Origin of the sequence: Rhodococcus sp. USK13, from assembly GCF_018343855.1 — a bacterium.
GTDB lineage: Bacteria > Actinomycetota > Actinomycetes > Mycobacteriales > Mycobacteriaceae > Rhodococcus_F > Rhodococcus_F oxybenzonivorans.
The window spans coordinates 6698499-6714092 of sequence record NZ_CP069242.1; the positions used below are offsets into that span (position 1 = coordinate 6698499).

General features: G+C 66.8%; 15 protein-coding genes. 10 read left to right on the forward strand and 5 right to left on the reverse strand.

Annotation, left to right across the window (positions count from 1 at the left end; all coding sequences use genetic code 11):
• Positions 1 to 2 precede the first annotated feature (2 nt).
• The 3 genes from ipdA to ipdC are packed head-to-tail and all read left to right on the forward strand — an operon-like array spanning position 3 to position 2706.
• Positions 3 to 890: a cholesterol ring-cleaving hydrolase subunit IpdA gene (gene ipdA / locus JQT59_RS33515; protein ID WP_213573789.1), complete on the forward strand. Its 888-nt coding sequence runs from the start codon at positions 3 to 5 to the stop codon at positions 888 to 890.
• Positions 887 to 1648, forward strand: coding sequence for a cholesterol ring-cleaving hydrolase subunit IpdB (ipdB, locus tag JQT59_RS33520; protein WP_213573791.1), 762 nt, complete (start codon positions 887 to 889; stop codon positions 1646 to 1648). The genes ipdA and ipdB overlap by 4 nt, the downstream gene beginning before the upstream one ends.
• Positions 1645 to 2706, forward strand: coding sequence for a (3aS,4S,5R,7aS)-5-hydroxy-7a-methyl-1-oxo-octahydro-1H-indene-4-carboxyl-CoA dehydrogenase (gene ipdC / locus JQT59_RS33525; RefSeq protein WP_213573793.1), 1062 nt, complete (start codon positions 1645 to 1647; stop codon positions 2704 to 2706). The genes ipdB and ipdC overlap by 4 nt, the downstream gene beginning before the upstream one ends.
• Before the next feature lie 96 nt (positions 2707 to 2802).
• Here the strand turns inward: ipdC and JQT59_RS33530 are convergent, their stop codons facing one another.
• Together JQT59_RS33530 and JQT59_RS33535 are read right to left on the reverse strand one after the other, a co-directional pair.
• Positions 2803 to 3084: a DUF2277 family protein gene (locus tag JQT59_RS33530; RefSeq protein WP_109326834.1), complete on the reverse strand. Its 282-nt coding sequence runs from the start codon at positions 3082 to 3084 to the stop codon at positions 2803 to 2805.
• Between the two features lie 99 nt (positions 3085 to 3183).
• Complete coding sequence (locus tag JQT59_RS33535) at positions 3184 to 4407, reverse strand: glycosyltransferase family 87 protein (RefSeq protein ID WP_213573795.1); 1224 nt, start codon at positions 4405 to 4407, stop codon at positions 3184 to 3186.
• 222 nt (positions 4408 to 4629) lie between these two features.
• On the opposite strand from JQT59_RS33535, the gene hutU reads away from it, so the two are divergent.
• Genes hutU through hutG form a run of 3 tightly spaced genes read left to right on the forward strand, consistent with a single transcriptional unit; the run spans position 4630 to position 8468 of the window.
• On the forward strand, positions 4630 to 6303 hold the full coding sequence (hutU, locus tag JQT59_RS33540; protein WP_213573797.1) for a urocanate hydratase: 1674 nt from the start codon (positions 4630 to 4632) through the stop codon (positions 6301 to 6303).
• A 9-nt stretch (positions 6304 to 6312) separates the two neighbouring features.
• A complete protein-coding gene (gene hutI / locus JQT59_RS33545; protein ID WP_213573799.1) occupies positions 6313 to 7518 on the forward strand; it encodes an imidazolonepropionase in 1206 nt (401 codons plus the stop codon).
• 2 nt (positions 7519 to 7520) lie between these two features.
• Positions 7521 to 8468 carry a formimidoylglutamase gene (gene hutG / locus JQT59_RS33550; protein WP_213578307.1) on the forward strand — a complete coding sequence of 316 codons (948 nt, stop codon included), beginning with the start codon at positions 7521 to 7523 and terminating at the stop codon, positions 8466 to 8468.
• Here the strand turns inward: hutG and JQT59_RS33555 are convergent.
• Both JQT59_RS33555 and JQT59_RS33560 read right to left on the reverse strand, forming a co-directional pair.
• Positions 8438 to 8914, reverse strand: coding sequence for an Rv1443c family protein (locus JQT59_RS33555; protein ID WP_213578308.1), 477 nt, complete (start codon positions 8912 to 8914; stop codon positions 8438 to 8440). The two genes, hutG and JQT59_RS33555, sit on opposite strands and share 31 nt — an antisense overlap.
• Before the next feature lie 5 nt (positions 8915 to 8919).
• Positions 8920 to 9504: a TetR/AcrR family transcriptional regulator gene (locus JQT59_RS33560; RefSeq protein ID WP_213573801.1), complete on the reverse strand. Its 585-nt coding sequence runs from the start codon at positions 9502 to 9504 to the stop codon at positions 8920 to 8922.
• A 92-nt stretch (positions 9505 to 9596) separates the two neighbouring features.
• Between JQT59_RS33560 and JQT59_RS33565 the strand changes: the two genes are divergently transcribed.
• Entirely contained in the window at positions 9597 to 10994 is a 1398-nt protein-coding gene (locus JQT59_RS33565) for a cytochrome P450 (RefSeq protein ID WP_213573803.1), read from the forward strand.
• Positions 10995 to 11037: 43 nt separating this feature from the next.
• Here JQT59_RS33565 and lhgD read toward each other — a convergent pair whose 3' ends face one another.
• The gene (gene lhgD, locus JQT59_RS33570) at positions 11038 to 12243 is read right to left on the reverse strand and encodes an L-2-hydroxyglutarate dehydrogenase (protein ID WP_213573805.1); all 1206 of its coding nucleotides are present in this window, start codon (positions 12241 to 12243) and stop codon (positions 11038 to 11040) included.
• Positions 12244 to 12285: 42 nt separating this feature from the next.
• On the opposite strand from lhgD, the gene JQT59_RS33575 reads away from it, so the two are divergent.
• The 3 genes from JQT59_RS33575 to hypF all read left to right on the forward strand — a co-directional run bounded on the left by JQT59_RS33575 (position 12286) and on the right by hypF (position 15574).
• The gene (locus JQT59_RS33575) at positions 12286 to 12558 is read left to right on the forward strand and encodes a helix-turn-helix domain-containing protein (RefSeq protein ID WP_208962680.1); all 273 of its coding nucleotides are present in this window, start codon (positions 12286 to 12288) and stop codon (positions 12556 to 12558) included.
• An 80-nt stretch (positions 12559 to 12638) separates the two neighbouring features.
• A complete protein-coding gene (locus tag JQT59_RS33580) occupies positions 12639 to 13208 on the forward strand; it encodes an ATP-dependent Clp protease proteolytic subunit (RefSeq protein ID WP_213578309.1) in 570 nt (189 codons plus the stop codon).
• A 59-nt stretch (positions 13209 to 13267) separates the two neighbouring features.
• Positions 13268 to 15574, forward strand: a complete 2307-nt coding sequence (hypF, locus tag JQT59_RS33585; RefSeq protein ID WP_213573807.1) for a carbamoyltransferase HypF — start codon at positions 13268 to 13270, stop codon at positions 15572 to 15574.
• Positions 15575 to 15594 lie beyond the last annotated feature (20 nt).

Genomic DNA, 15594 nt, shown 5'->3' on the forward strand with positions numbered 1-15594 from the left:
ACATGGCCACCAAGCGTGACAAGCGAGTGTCGCTGGACGACGTCGTCGGCGAACTACGCAGCGGAATGACCATCGGCATCGGTGGCTGGGGATCTCGGCGCAAGCCGATGGCTCTGGTGCGCGCGTTGCTTCGCTCGGATATCACCGATCTCACCATCGTCACCTACGGCGGCCCCGACCTCGGCCTGCTGTGCTCAGCGGGCAAGGTGAAGAAGGCGTACTACGGATTCGTCTCACTCGACTCGGCGCCGTTCTACGACCCCTGGTTCGCGAAGGCCCGCACGAGCGGCGAGATCGAGGTCCGGGAAATGGACGAGGGCATGGTCAAGTGTGGTCTCGAAGCCGCGGCGGCACGGTTGCCGTTTCTGCCGATCCGCGCGGGTCTCGGTTCCGACGTCCGCGCCTTCTGGGGCGACGAATTACGCACCGTCACCTCCCCCTACCCCGACGCCTCGGGCAAGTCCGAGACCCTCATCGCGATGCCCGCACTGAATCTCGATGCGGCGCTGGTACATCTGAATCTCGGCGACAAGCACGGCAACGCCGCATACACCGGTATCGACCCCTACTTCGACGACCTGTACTGCGCCGCGGCGGAGAAGCGGTTCGTCTCCGTCGAGCGAGTGGTGGAAACCGAGGAACTGGTGAAAACCGTTCCGCTGCAGAATCTCATCCTCAACCGCATGATGGTCGACGGTGTCGTCGAGGCACCCAACGGTGCGCACTTCACGCTCGCCGGCGACAGTTACGGGCGCGACGAGAAGTTCCAGCGGCACTACGCCGAATCGGCGAAAACGCCGGAGTCGTGGCAGAAGTTCGTCGAGACCTATCTCTCGGGCAGCGAGGACGACTACCAGGCCGCCGTGAAGAAGTTTGGAGAACACGCATGAGCGAGACGATCACCGAGGTGACTCGCGCAGAATACTGCGCCATCGCCTGCGCCGAAATCTTCTCCGGTGCAGGAGAGATCATGGCCAGCCCCATGGCGACGCTGCCACTGATCGGGGCCCGGCTCGCCAGGCTCACCACCGAACCCGACCTGCTCATCACCGACGGTGAAGCCCTGATCTTCGCCGACACTCCGGCTGTCGGCGCCAAGGCTCCGATCGAGGGGTGGATGCCGTTCCGGAAGGTGTTCGACGTCGTCGCATCCGGACGACGCCACGTCGTCATGGGCGCCAACCAGATCGACCGGCACGGCAACCAGAACCTGTCGGCGTTCGGTCCGCTACAACACCCCACGCGCCAGATGTTCGGTGTCCGCGGCGCACCTGGCAACACCATCAACCACCCCACGAGCTACTGGGTGGGCAAGCATTCGTCCCGGGTGTTCTGCGACAAGGTCGACATCGTTTCCGGAGTCGGCTACGACCGGGTCGATCCCGAGAACCCGGCGTTCCGCTTCCTGCACCTGCACCGCGTGGTGAGCAATCTCGGCGTGTTCGACTTCGGCGGACCCGGCCACACGTTCCGCGCGCTGAGCCTCCATCCGGGCGTCACCGCCGACCAGGTCGCGGAGAACACGTCGTTCGAGGTGGCCGGACTGGACGAGGCCGGGGTGACGCGCGAACCGACCGAAGAAGAACTGCACCTGATCCGCGAGGTCCTCGATCCTCGCAGCCTGCGCGACCGGGAGGTGTCGGTATGAGCAAGCTCCGAACGGCGTTGACGGAACTCGTCGGTGTCGAACATCCGGTGGTCCAGACCGGGATGGGCTGGGTGGCCGGACCGCGGCTCGTCGCCGGTACCGCGAACGCCGGCGGACTCGGAATTCTGGCGTCGGCGACCATGACGTACGAGGAACTCGAGGCGGCCATCGCCAAGACCAAGACGTTGACGGACAAGCCATTCGGGGTCAACATCCGTGCCGATGCCACCGACGCCCCGCAACGCATCGACCTGCTGATCCGGGAGAAGGTGCGCGTCGCGTCGTTCGCGCTCGCCCCCAAACAGGAACTGATCGCGAAGCTCAAAGCGGCCGGCGTGGTGGTCATACCGTCGATCGGCGCGGCCAAGCACGCGAAGAAGGTGGCGTCGTGGGGCGCCGACGCGGTGATCGTGCAGGGTGGTGAGGGCGGCGGCCACACCGGACCGGTCGCCACCACCCTGCTGCTGCCCTCGGTGCTCGACGCCGTCGACATCCCCGTCGTCGCCGCGGGCGGCTTCTACGACGGCCGCGGACTGGCTGCGGCGCTGGCCTACGGCGCAGCAGGGGTCGCGATGGGCACCCGCTTCCTCCTCACCCAGGAATCGACCGTGCCCGACTCCGTGAAGCAGGAGTACCTGGCCAAGGGACTGCAGGACACCACGGTGTCGCGGAAGGTCGACGGCATGCCGCACCGGGTCCTCAACACCGAACTGGTCAACAGCCTCGAGCACTCCGGGAATGTGCGCGGACTCGTGGCCGCAGCCCGCAACGCGTCCAGATTCAAGGCGATGACCGGGATGAAATGGTCGACGCTCGTCAAGGACGGCCTCGCCATGAAGAAGTCCAGCGACCGCACCTGGCAGCAGATCATCATGGCCGCCAACACGCCGATGCTGCTCAAGGCCGGGCTCGTCGACGGCAACACCGCCGCCGGTGTCCTGGCGTCGGGTCAGGTAGTGGGGTTACTGGACGATCTGCCCACCTGCAAGGACCTCATCGACGGCATCGTTGCGGATGCCGTCAAACGCATCGACGCCCTGGGCGCACTGCGCTACTGACGTCGGCACGCGGCGGCCTCTGCTCCAGCACGAACGGGACGTTCGTTCGATCCAACGCAACGTACGTCCCGTTCGTGCAGGTGAAGGGGGAAGGGATCAGCCGGCCGACGCGGCCTTCGCCTCGATCCGCGCCCGGACCTCCGGCCGTCGCAGCGGCGGCACGGTGGGGGGCGGCTGCTTCCGAGGTGGCAGCGCGGCCAACAGTGTGGTGGTGGCAGCGGTGACTATTGCCACGGCCTCCTCGAAGGGCTCGCGGTTGGCGTCCGACACTTTCTGAATCCCGCTGACCTTACGTACGTATTGACGCGCCGCCGCTTCGATCTCCTCCGCGGTGGCTGCCGGTTCGAGTCCGCGCAGTTCGGTGATGTTTCGGCACATGTTTCGACGATAGCGCGGCGCCCTCGACACCGGGCGAATGTACCGTTCGACGCATCTGAGGCGCTGAACGGTACATTCGCCCGCCGTCGGTAGGGGACTTCAGGGCCGGGCGGGTTCCAACGCGTCCTCGGACGCGGGCTCGACCGTCGCGATCGGGCTGACCGCGGTACGCGACCGCGCCGCCACGACTGCGGCGCAGAGGAGGACCACCCCAGCGAGGCATTGCGAGCTTCCGACCACCTCACGCACGGCCGACTCCACCCAGCCCGACGACGAGGACTGCAGTACGTAATTCGGGCCGATCAAGAAGACGAGGGTTGCCGTGCCGACCACCGGCCGCCAGCTGCGGTAGCGCGGCGCGACGAGGATCGGGATGAGAAGGATGCTGTACGCCCAGTGATGAGTGACGGCGAACGGCGCCGCGAGCAGGGACCCCAACGCGACGATGGACAACGCGATCACATGTTCCCCCGACCGGGTGAACCGGTGAGCCGACCACGCGACAGCTGCGACCACCACGACGACGCACGCCATCCACAGGACACTGGCGAGCCGGCCCTCGACTCCCAGCCGGGCGATCAGACCGGTGAGGGCCTGGTTGCGGAAGAAGTCCGGCGGGCCTGCGCGGCCGGTAGCGAAGAACTCGGTGGTCCAGAACCACACCGACGACTGGGGGAGGAGCCAGAAGCCGAGGCCGATGGTCGCGAGGATTGCAGCGAATGCACGCGCGATGGAGCGGTAATCCCGGCGGACCAGGAGCACCAGGAGAAACGCCGCAGGGGTGATCTTGACAGCCGCCGCCAGACCTATCGCGATGCCACGAAATCGGCGTGGGATCACGCCGGTGCAGTCGGCGACCACCAAAGCCATCAGGATGATGTTGACCTGCCCGAAGCCGAAGTTCGAGCGCATCGGCTCGAGCAGCAGGACCGGACCCAGCGACATCAGTGCGAGGAGGTCCGGACGCCGCATGTCGAGCTTGGCGAACACCACTCGCAGCATCCACCACACGAGCCCGATATTCAGGGCGCACCACAGCACCTGCAGAACCGCCGGGTCGAGTTCTGCCATCGGCGCGAAGAGGATGGCCGCGAAAGGCGCGTAGATGAATCGGAATCCGGAGCTGCTCGGGAAGTCCGCAGAGTAGAGCGGAAGGCCGTTGAGGAATGCGTAACCGGCGTCACGGAACACGGAGAGATCCATGAGGTAGCCCGTCGCCGCCTCGTACTCGCGGTAGGCCACCAGCGCGAGCGAAAAGACGGCTGCAAGGACCGCGACGGCGTGAAAGCCATATGTCCTGAACTTCGAGTCACTTCGTAACAAGGATCTGTTCTCTCATGATCGGCGTCGTCGTCAATGTCCTACCGTAGCGGTCCGTGACTCAATCGTGACAAAGTCAGGGTGATGGCGCCCGAAATGCCCGCTTCCGGCCACGTGCGCGTTCCGCCTCGCTCAGCAGAAACCCGTCCCCTTCGTTGCCCAGCGGGAGCACACTGCTTCTAGACCCACACTGACTCGAGACCATCGAAAGCTGGAGGGTGGACAGTGACGACGACGCCTTCGACTGCCGGGCCACGACGGGTGTCGGCACCCCGCGGGCCGGAACTCACCACGCTCGGCTGGCCGCAGGAGGCCGCGTTGCGGATGCTGATGAACAACCTCGATCCCGAGGTTGCCGAGCACCCCGACTCCCTCGTCGTCTACGGCGGGACCGGCAAGGCCGCGCGCAGCTGGGACGCCTTCGAGGCGATGGTCAGGACGCTCCGGACCCTGAAGTCGGACGAGACGATGCTGGTGCAGTCCGGGAAACCGGTCGGGGTGTTCCGCACGCACGAGTGGGCGCCCCGGGTGCTCCTCGCCAACTCCAACCTGGTGGGTGACTGGGCCAACTGGGAGGAGTTCCGGCGGCTCGAGGCACTCGGGCTGATGATGTACGGCCAGATGACAGCGGGTTCCTGGATCTACATCGGCACGCAGGGCATCCTTCAGGGCACGTACGAGACTTTCGGCGCGGTGGCCCGCTCCCGCTTCGGTGGCACGCTCGCGGGAACGATCACCCTGACCGCGGGCCTGGGCGGGATGGGCGGCGCGCAACCGCTCGCGGTCACGATGAACGAGGGCGTGGCGATCTGCGTCGATTGCGACGTCACCCGCATCGATCGCCGGATCGCACTCGACTACCTCGACGTCAAGGCCGCAGACATCTCGGAGGCGCTGGCTCTCGCGGTGGAAGCCCGCGACGCGAGGCGTCCCCTGTCCATCGGTCTGGAGGGCAATGCTGCCGAGGTGCTCCCCGAGTTGCTGGCCAGAAAGGCACCGATCGACATCGTCACCGACCAGACCTCCGCGCACGACCCGCTGTCGTATCTGCCGCTCGGAATGGACTTCAGTGACATGAAGAGGATGGCGGAGAAGGACCCGGTGACGTTCACCGAGGACGCCAGGGCGTCGATGGCCCGCCATGTGGCCGCGATGGTGGGGTTTCTCGATCGGGGCGCCGTGGTGTTCGACTACGGCAACTCGATCCGGGACGAGGCGCGCAAGGCCGGTTACGACCGCGCATTCGACTTCCCCGGATTCGTTCCCGCGTATATCCGGCCGCTGTTCGAGGAGGGGCGGGGACCGTTCCGCTGGGCCGCGTTGTCCGGTGATCCCGCAGATATCGCCGTCACCGACTCCGCGATCCTCGATCTCTTCCCCGACAACGAGCACCTGCGCCGGTGGATCACACTGGCCGGGCAGCGAGTGGCCTTTCAGGGTCTGCCCGCCCGCATCTGCTGGCTCGGGTACGGCGAGCGGCACCTCGCGGGTGTGCGGTTCAACGAGATGGTGGCCTCCGGTGAGGTGTCGGCGCCCATCGTGATCGGCCGCGACCACCTCGATTCGGGGTCGGTCGCCTCGCCGTACCGCGAAACCGAAGCGATGGCGGACGGCTCCGACGCCGTCGCCGACTGGCCTTTGCTCAACGCACTGCTCAACACTGCGTCCGGTGCGTCGTGGGTGTCGATCCACCAGGGCGGCGGCGTCGGGATGGGGCGGTCCATCCACGCCGGGCAGGTCTGTGTCGCGGACGGCACCGAACTGGCGGCGCAGAAACTGACGCGGGTGCTCACCAACGACCCCGGAACGGGAATCGTCCGGCACGTCGACGCCGGGTACGAACACGCCGCCGACATCGCCAGGGAGCGCGGTGTGCGCATACCGATGTCCGAAGGGTGAGGGTGCGTCGTGACGACGAACGCCGCCCGCTCGACGGTCCTCACCAACATCGGCATGCTGGTGACCAACGACCCGGGCGCCGGAGCCGGTCCGCTCGGACTGATCCGCGACGCGGCCGTCGTATTCGACGGTGGCACAGTGGCGTGGGTGGGGCCCTCGGGAACCGCCCCGAGCGCCGATACCGGACACGATCTCGGCGGCCGGGCCGTCCTCCCGGGTTTCGTCGAGAGCCACGCGCACCTGGTCTTCGGCGGCGAACGTGCCGAGGAGTTCGCCGCGCGCATGGCCGGGCACGCGTATGCCGCGGGCGGGATCCGCACCACGATCGAAGCGACACGATCCGCGACCGACGAAGAACTACAGGCGAATTCGCGTCGCCTTCTCGCCGAAGCGCTGCGGTCGGGCAGCACCACCGTCGAATGCAAGACCGGGTACGGCCAGACGGTCGGACACGAACTGCGCTGCACCCGGATCGCGGCGTCGCTCACCGACGAGGTCACATTGCTCGCCGCGCACGTGCCGCCGCCCGAATACGAAGGGCGCACCGACGACTACGTCACCATGGTGTGCGCAGAGATGATCGACGCGTGTGCAAGCGAGGCGAAGTGGATCGACGTCTTCTGCGAGAGAGGGGCATTCGACCGGGACCAGGCACGCGCGGTCCTCACTGCCGGGATGGCGAGAGGCCTGATCCCGCGGGTACACGGAAATCAGCTCGGCCAGGGACCGGGCGTCCAGTTGGCAGTGGAGCTGGGAGCCGCGTCCGTCGACCATGTCTGCTACACCACGCAGTCCGACCGTGACGCCCTGGCCGGAAGTTCCACAGTGGCGACTCTCCTTCCGGCAGCGGACTTCTCGACCCGGAACAAGTACCCCGACGCCCGCGCCCTGATCGACGCCGGGGTGACAGTGGCACTCGGCGCGGACTGCAATCCCGGGACGAGCTACACCACCAGCCTGCCGTTCTGCATCGCCCTCGCGGTGCGAGACATGCACATGACACCGGACGAGGCCGTCTGGGCTGCCACAGCCGGGGGTGCACGGGCACTGCGACGAGACGACGTCGGGGTGTTGCGTCCCGGCGCCCGTGCCGACGCCCTGGCCCTCGATGCACCGTCGTATCTGCATCTCGCCTATCGCCCGGGCGTCCCCCTGGTCACCGACGTGTGGCGCCGCGGCGTCCTCGCATACTCGGCCACCCGGTGCCGGCCGTGAACGTGCCCATTCCGGTGTCCACTCCCCCGCCGACCTGGTCGGGGCGAGTGGACGGCTCCACGTCGGAGCACCTGCGCTGGCATCAGGTGGTCACACCGTTCGATCCCGCAGCCGAACCGGGGGCGACCGTGCTTCTCGGTTTCGCGAGTGACGAAGGGGTGGCACGAAACAAGGGGCGGCGGGGGGCGGCGGGCGGACCGGACGCGTTGCGGTCCGCACTTTCCTCCATGGCGCTGCCCCACCCGATTCGGGCGTACGACGTCGGCACCATCGCAGTCGTCGATGATCGGCTCGAGGCCGGGCAGGAGGCGCTCGCGGCGGCCGTCGTCACCGTTCTCGACGCGGGTCACTTCCCGGTCGTCCTCGGCGGCGGGCACGAAATGGCGTACGGGACGTACCTCGGTCTGGCCCGGTCCGCACTGAGAACCCCGGATCGGCGAATCGGAATCCTCAACGTGGACGCGCACTTCGATCTCCGCCCCGGTCCAGTGGCGACGTCGGGAACGCCGTTCCGTCAGATACTCGAGCGCGAAGGTGCCGCCGGAACCTCAGTGCAGTACTCGGTGATCGGCATCGCCCAGCCGAGTAACACGACAGCGCTGTTCGACACCGCCCGGCGACTCGGTGTGCGCTATCTGTCGGACGACGACTCGTTCGACCGGACAGCTTTGCGAGCGTTTGTCCTCGAATTCCTGGCGGGCGTGGACCTCGTCTACCTGACCATCGATCTCGACGCTCTGCCCGCTGCAGTCGCACCGGGAGTGAGTGCGCCCGCCGCGTTCGGCATTCCGGCCGAGACGGTGCAGTTCATCTGCGACACCGTTTCCGTCAGTGGAAAACTCGCCGTCTGCGAAGTGGCCGAACTCAATCCTGTCTACGACATCGACCAGCGCACCGCACGCACCGCGGCACGGCTGATTCACCGACTGGTGATCGGTCGGTCGAAATGACGCCGCAGGCGACGGTGCCGGTGACCGAAGAGGGCGTGCACCACGCGACCGATCAAGGGCGCCATCACGGCCATCGGAGTACGAAGTTCGAACGTGATCCGGTCAGAAATCCGAGTACGACCGTCCTCGCACGGAGCAAGAGTGCGTTCGTGCTCCCAACGACGCATGCTGAGCATCGTCGACTTCTCGTGGAACCGTCGTCCCCGATCGAGCTCGGCGATGGTCAGGGCGTCGTAGTCGAAGGGCAGAATGCCGAACAGTCTGAGCCAGGCGCGGCCGATGGGGTCGCCCACGGGAACAGTGTCGATGGTGATCGACCCGGCGCCGCGGGGCAGACTCATCGTCAACCAGGGCCGCAACTCGTCGTTGATGCCCTCGGGGCTCACCACCCGGTCCCAGACCCGGTCCATGGGTGCATCGACAGTCGATTCTCGCTCGATGATCACGGGATTCATTCCGGCCTCCCACCGAGCATGCCGGTCAGCGACCGCAGACAGAGGTCCCGAAGCTCGCTTTCGCGGATCGACGGATGATCGAGCCAATCCATACACACCGCCCGGACGAAGGCGATCCAACCGCGCACCGCGACACCGATGAGCTCACGGTCCTCCGCCGGTGGGTCGAGGGCGTCGACGATCCGGCGTTGCTGCGCGTCGAGTTCGCGCTCGACGATGGCCCGGATGTCGGCATCCGCCGACAGGGCACCGAAGTTGACCGCCCGCACGCCGTGTCGATGGCTGGCGACATGCTCGAGATACGCGTCGAGGCCCGCCGCCACCTGCTCTTCGACGGGTAACGACGGGTCGGGGGCAGTGGCCGCCAGAAGCCGTTCGGACTCGCGCTCGACGATGGCCGCGAAGAAGTCTCGTTTCGTCGGGAAGTAGTGGTACATCAACCCACGCGACACCTCGGCGAGCTCGGCGACCTCCTCGATCCACACGTCCTCGTACGGCCGGTCGGCGAACAAACGCGCGCCGATGTCGAGTAGCTGCGTCCGCCGCTGTTCGGGGTCGAGGCGGCGGCGGGCACTGGTCATGCTGACTCACGCTACTACTTGACACCGATTCAGTAAGGCGTACCTTGCGTACTAGACATCAATTCAGTAGTGCGTGACACACCGGGGGCAATATGAGCGTCGAATCACTTCGCGAGCGCGACACCGCGGCCATTCCTCATCCCCGCTGGCGACTACCGGTACTCGGTGACGTGCTCGGCATCAACATCCGCACTCCATTGCAGAATTCGATGGAGATCGGGAAGACGCTCGGGCCCATCTTCGAACGCGACGTCCTCGGTAACCGCTTCGTGTTCGCCTCGGGCGCTGACATGGTGGCGGAACTGTCGGACGAGTCCCGTTTCGCCAAACACCTCGCTCCCGGCGTCGCCTCCTTACGGGAGTTGGGCGGAGACGGGCTGTTCACCGCCTACAACCACGAGCCCAATTGGAGCAAGGCACACAACCTGCTCGCGCCGGCTTTCACGAAGCCGGCGATGCGCTCGTACCACCGTACGATGCTCGACGTCGCCGACGAGTTGACCCAGTACTGGGACCGCCGCACTGACGGCACACCCGTGGACGTGTCTTCGGACATGACCAAGCTGACCCTCGAGACGATCGGCCGCACGGGCTTCAGCTATTCGTTCGACTCGTTCGAGCGTCCACGTCCGCACCCATTCGTGCAGGCCATGGTGGGCGCACTCAGCCATTCGCAGCGGACGACGTTCGTGAAGACGTCCGCGCTCGGGCGTCTCCTGACGCGCCGGGCGGATCGCCGCAATGCGAGGAATCTGGAGTATCTGGCCGAAGTGGTCGACGAGGTGATCCGGGCCCGCCGAGGCAGCGGCGACGCAGGCCCTGAGGACCTACTCGAACTGATGTTGCGGGCGGCCAGGGAAGATCACCCCGACAAGATCGACGAGTTGAACATCCGTCATCAGGTGGTCACCTTCCTCGTCGCGGGACACGAGACGACTTCCGGCGCGCTGTCTTTCGCCCTCTACTACCTCTCTCGTCACCCCGAGGTGCTTGCGAAGGCCCGCGCCGAGGTCGACGAGGTGTGGGGCGAGGAGACACCGGAGTTCGAGCAGATCGCCAAATTGCGATATGTGCGACGAGTGCTCGACGAGTCACTGCGCCTGTGGCCCACGGCGCCCGCCTACGGCAGGGAGGCCACCGTCGACACCACTCTCGTCGGCAAGTATCCGATGAAGGTCGGCGACTGGGTCCTCGTTCTCATCCCCGCGCTGCACCGCGACCCCGTCTGGGGGGACGATCCCGAGGCCTTCGACCCCGACAACTTCTTGCCCGAACGCATCCGGTCGCGTCCCGCGCACGTATACAAGCCTTTCGGCACCGGCGAGCGTGCCTGCATCGGAAGACAATTCGCGATACACGAGGCCGTGCTCGTTCTCGGGACCATTCTGCGCCGCTATGACATCGTGGGTGATCCGGACTATCAGTTGAAGATCGCCGAGCGGCTCACCCTCATGCCCGAGGGCTTCACGCTCCAGCTGCGACGCCGCTGACCCTCCGACTGCCGCGGTGTGACGATCGGAGGGTCCGGCAAGCTCACCCCGTTGCGCGCGCGAGCGCCTCGTCGACGACATACTCCGCGATGGCAAGCGAGGACGTCGCACCCGGGGAGGGCGCGTTCCGGACGTGAATGACGCGGTGCGCCCCGGTGATGACGAAGTCGTCCTCGAGGCTTCCGTCGGCGTTCATGGCCTGGGCCCGTATCCCCCGGGGACCACGGGTGACGTCCGCGCGACGCACATCGGGCACGTACTTCTGCGCCTCCCGCACGAACGCCTCCGCACTGAGGACGGTGCGGGCTTCACGCACGGCTGCCGCTACGTTCCCTCGGGCGAACCGCCAGAACCCCGGGAATCCGATCGCCGACGCGGTATCGCGCACCGACCAGTCCCGCCGCGTGTACGCCTCCCTTCCGGGTGCAAGGAAAGCGTTCGGGCCGAGCATGATCCGGCCGTCGATCCGTTTCGTGAGATGGACACCGAGGAACGGATAGCGAGGATCCGGCACCGGATAGATCAGTCCCTTCACCAGCGACGAACGCTCAGGTTGCAACAGGAAGTAGTCGCCGGAGAACGGGACCACGCGCGGTGATCGCGACTCACCGGACAGTACCGCGACTCGGTCCGACTGCAAGCCTGCGCAGGTGACCACCAGATCGAACGACTCGGTCCCGCGGGAGGTGGTGACCACGGCCTCCCGCGCCCGGCTTTCCAGCCCCACCACTTCGGTCCCTAGTCGTACCCGCCCACCGGCCGCGCCGACGTCTCCGGCGAGCGCCTCCGCCACCGCGACGTAGTCGATGATCGCAGTTCTCGGGGAATGAATTGCGGCGACGCCGCGTGCGTGCGGTTCGATGTCCCGAATCGCGCCGCCGTCGAGCAACCGGACGTCCGGCACCCCGTTTGAAACGGCACGCTCGAAAATGGCGTTCATACGAGCGATCTCACTGGAATCGTGGGCGATCACCACTTTGCCGCATTCCTCGTAGCGCACACCCTTCTCCTGTGCATACTGCCGGAGCAGGGTGACACCACGCAGACACAGCCGGGCCTTGAGGCTGCCGGGAGTGTAGTAGAGACCGGCGTGGACGACTCCACTGTTGTGGCCGGTCTGATGGGCCGCGACACAGGTCTCCTTCTCGAACAGCGTCAACTCGAGGCCGTCGATCCGGTGCAGAAGTTCCCGGGCGACCGCCAGACCGATGATGCCGCCGCCGACGACGGCCGCACGAACTTTCGCCATGAGCACCCCTCCATATACCGCATTCGAGATATCATCGATGGTATGTCGACCGAACCTCGGCGCACTGCCTTTCCCGGATTGGAACACCTGTCCGGCCGGCGTCGAGCGCTCCTGGACGAATTGGTCGCCACCCGGCTCGAGCACGGACTGACCCAGACCGACATCGCGGCACAGATGGGCACGTCGCAGTCCGCGATAGCCCGCCTCGAGCGCGGTGACATCGATCCTCGGCTCTCGACGCTCGAACGGTATGCAGCGGCCGTCGGCCGGACTGTCGATTGGACGATCTCTGCACAACGGGAGTCATCACCATGATCTGGCCACCACCCTCACCGCCGCCCGTCCCGCCGTTCCACACACCGTGGCAACCGGATCCGCGGCAGCCACCCGCGCCGATGCACGTCACGTCGGTCCCCGCTCCCAGTTCCGACTGGCTCACCGAGCGCCTGTTCGATCAACGAATCGTGACGTTGACCGGCCGGCTCGACAGCGAGGCCACCAACCGCGCTGCTGCGTCACTCGCCCTGCTCGACGCATCCGACGACGGGCCGGTACAGGTGTGGCTGCGCAGCGTCGACGCCGATGTCGACGCGGCCGCCGCGCTGCTCGACACGTTGGATCTGATGAGCGTGCCGCTGCACGTCCACTGCCAGGGCGCCGTCGCGAGCGTAGCGGTCGCGCTCCTGTCTCCCGCCGAGAGGCGGACGGCAGCACCTCATGCCACCTTCCACCTCCGCGAACCGCGGACCACGTGTGCCGGCTCGGCATCGGACATCGCCACTGCCACCGAACACCACTCGCGGCAGCTACGCCGACTGCAGGGTCGTATCGCCGAATCCTGTGGACGTCCCGTCGACACGGTGATCGACGACATGCGCGCACACCGAATCCTCTCCGCGGACGAGGCGCGGGACTACGGGTTGATCGACATCGTCACCGGCGCTCGCGCCGCCGAAGAGGAGTAGCCGGGCGTCGCCACGCAGGCCTCTTGCGCCCGGGACCTCGACCGGAGAATCATCCGAGGATGACGGTCGAACGATCGCGCATCACGGTTCACGGGGTCGTGCAGGGCGTCGGGTTCCGCCCATTCGTCGCCCGCCTCGCCGATGACCTCGGTGTGAGCGGCCACTGCGGCAACGACGACGTCAGCGTGTTCATCGAGGTGGAAGGTCCCGCCGCGTCGCTGTCGGAGTTCACCCACCGGCTCCGCGCGGACGCGCCGCCGATGGCGGTCATCGTGGACGTGGCCGTCGAAGCGGTACCGCTGCGGGGCGACGACTCGTTCCGGATCATCGACAGCCGTCACGTCGCCGGTGCGAGAACGCTCGTCTCACCTGACGTGGCGACGTGCGCGGATTGCCTCCGCGAGCTGGGTGATCCGCAGGACCGCCGGTACCGCCACCCGTTCATCAACTGCACGAACTGTGGACCTCGTTTCACCGTGATCACCGACCTGCCCTACGACCGGCCCAACACGACGATGGCCGAGTTCCCGTTGTGTGAGCGGTGCTCGGCCGAGTATCGCGACCCCGGTGATCGCCGGTTCCACGCGCAGCCGGTCTGCTGCCCCGACTGCGGTCCGCACCTGTTCGCCGAAGTGGACGGTGAACGTCTCACGGGCGATGACACCGTACTGCTCGCCGTGCAGCGGGCGCTGCACGGCGGGAGAATCGTCGCGGTCAAGGGTCTCGGCGGGTTCCATCTCGTCTGCGACGCTTCCGACAGCGCGGCGGTCGCGACCCTCCGCAAGCGCAAGCATCGGCCGGACAAGCCGTTCGCGGTGATGACGGCCGACCTTTCCGTGGCGCGGGAACTGTGCCGGATCTCCGAGTTCGAGACTGCCCTGCTGCAGCATCCGGCCCGGCCGATCGTCCTGCTGCGCAAGCACGACTCGACTTCCGTGTCCGAGGGCATCGCTCCCGGCATCGACGACCTCGGTGTGATGCTCCCCTACACGCCGCTGCACCATCTGCTGTTCGCGCGCACCCCGGGCGGCCGGGTGACACCACCGCGGACGCTGGTGATGACCTCCGGCAATCTCAGCGGTGAACCGCTGTGCTTCGACAACGACGATGCGCGCACGCGGCTTCGGAGTGTCGCGGATGTGTTCCTGATGCACGACCGCCGTATCGCCGTGCCGTGCGAGGACTCGGTGCTGTCGGTGGACGGTGACACCGTCCTGCCGATCCGGCGATCCCGCGGCTATGCACCACTGCCGGTCGTACTCCCGGAGCACAGTCCGGAGGTGCTGGCGGTCGGTGCCGAGATCAAGAACACCTTCTGCCTTACCCGGCAGGACTACGCCTTCTGTTCGGCGCACCTGGGCGACATGGGCAGTCTCGAAAGTCTGCGGGCGTTCGAGACGTCGGTGCAGCAATTGACGCACCTCCACGGAATCTCGCCCGAGGCAGTGATCGCCGATGCGCATCCCGGATACTCGACCCATCACTGGGCGCAGCGGTACAGCGAGCTGACCGGCACCCCTCTGCACACCGTCCAGCACCATCACGCACATGTCGCGTCACTGATGGCGGAACAGGGATTGCTGGGCACAACGGTGCTGGGTGTGGCCTTCGACGGCACCGGATACGGCTGCGACGGCACGGTGTGGGGCGGTGAAATCCTCCGCGTCGGCCCCGAAGTGCTGAGCACCCGGCGTCTGGGACACCTACAGCCCTTCTCCCTTCCCGGCGGTGATGCCGCCGTCCGCAACCCGGCGCGGGTGGCACTCGCCCTCCTGCACGAGGCCGGGATCGGGAACCTCGACGGACTCCCCTGCACGGACGCGCTGCCGGCAGCAGAACGCGCGGCGGTCGCGTCACAACTGGTGTCGGGCAGGGGCTGCGTCAGGACCACCAGCGCGGGCCGTCTGTTCGACGGGGTCTCCTCCCTACTGGGTGTTCGTCACCGCGTCACCTACGAGGGGCAGGCCGCCATCGAACTCGAGGCGCTCGCTCGCACCACCACTCACCCCGCCCCGCTCACCATGGACGTGGACGGCGACCAGATCGGGATCCATTCACTTCTGTCGGGCCTGATCGCGGGTGTCCACGGGGGGACGCCTCCCGCGGAACTGGCACTCGGTTTCCACCATGCCCTGGCCGAGGCCACCGCCACGCTCGTCGACCTCGCCGTCGCCACCACCGGCATTACCACGATCGGACTGACCGGTGGAGTCTTTCAAAACCGTTTATTCCTCGGTCTGTTGAGAGCACACTGGAAGAGCAGCGGTTATCGAGTCCTCACCCACCACCGGGTGCCTCCCAACGACGGAGGACTCTCCCTCGGCCAGGCGGTGATCGGTGCCGCGGCGACCATGCGCGGACCGTGACGTCGGTAGCCCCGACCGAA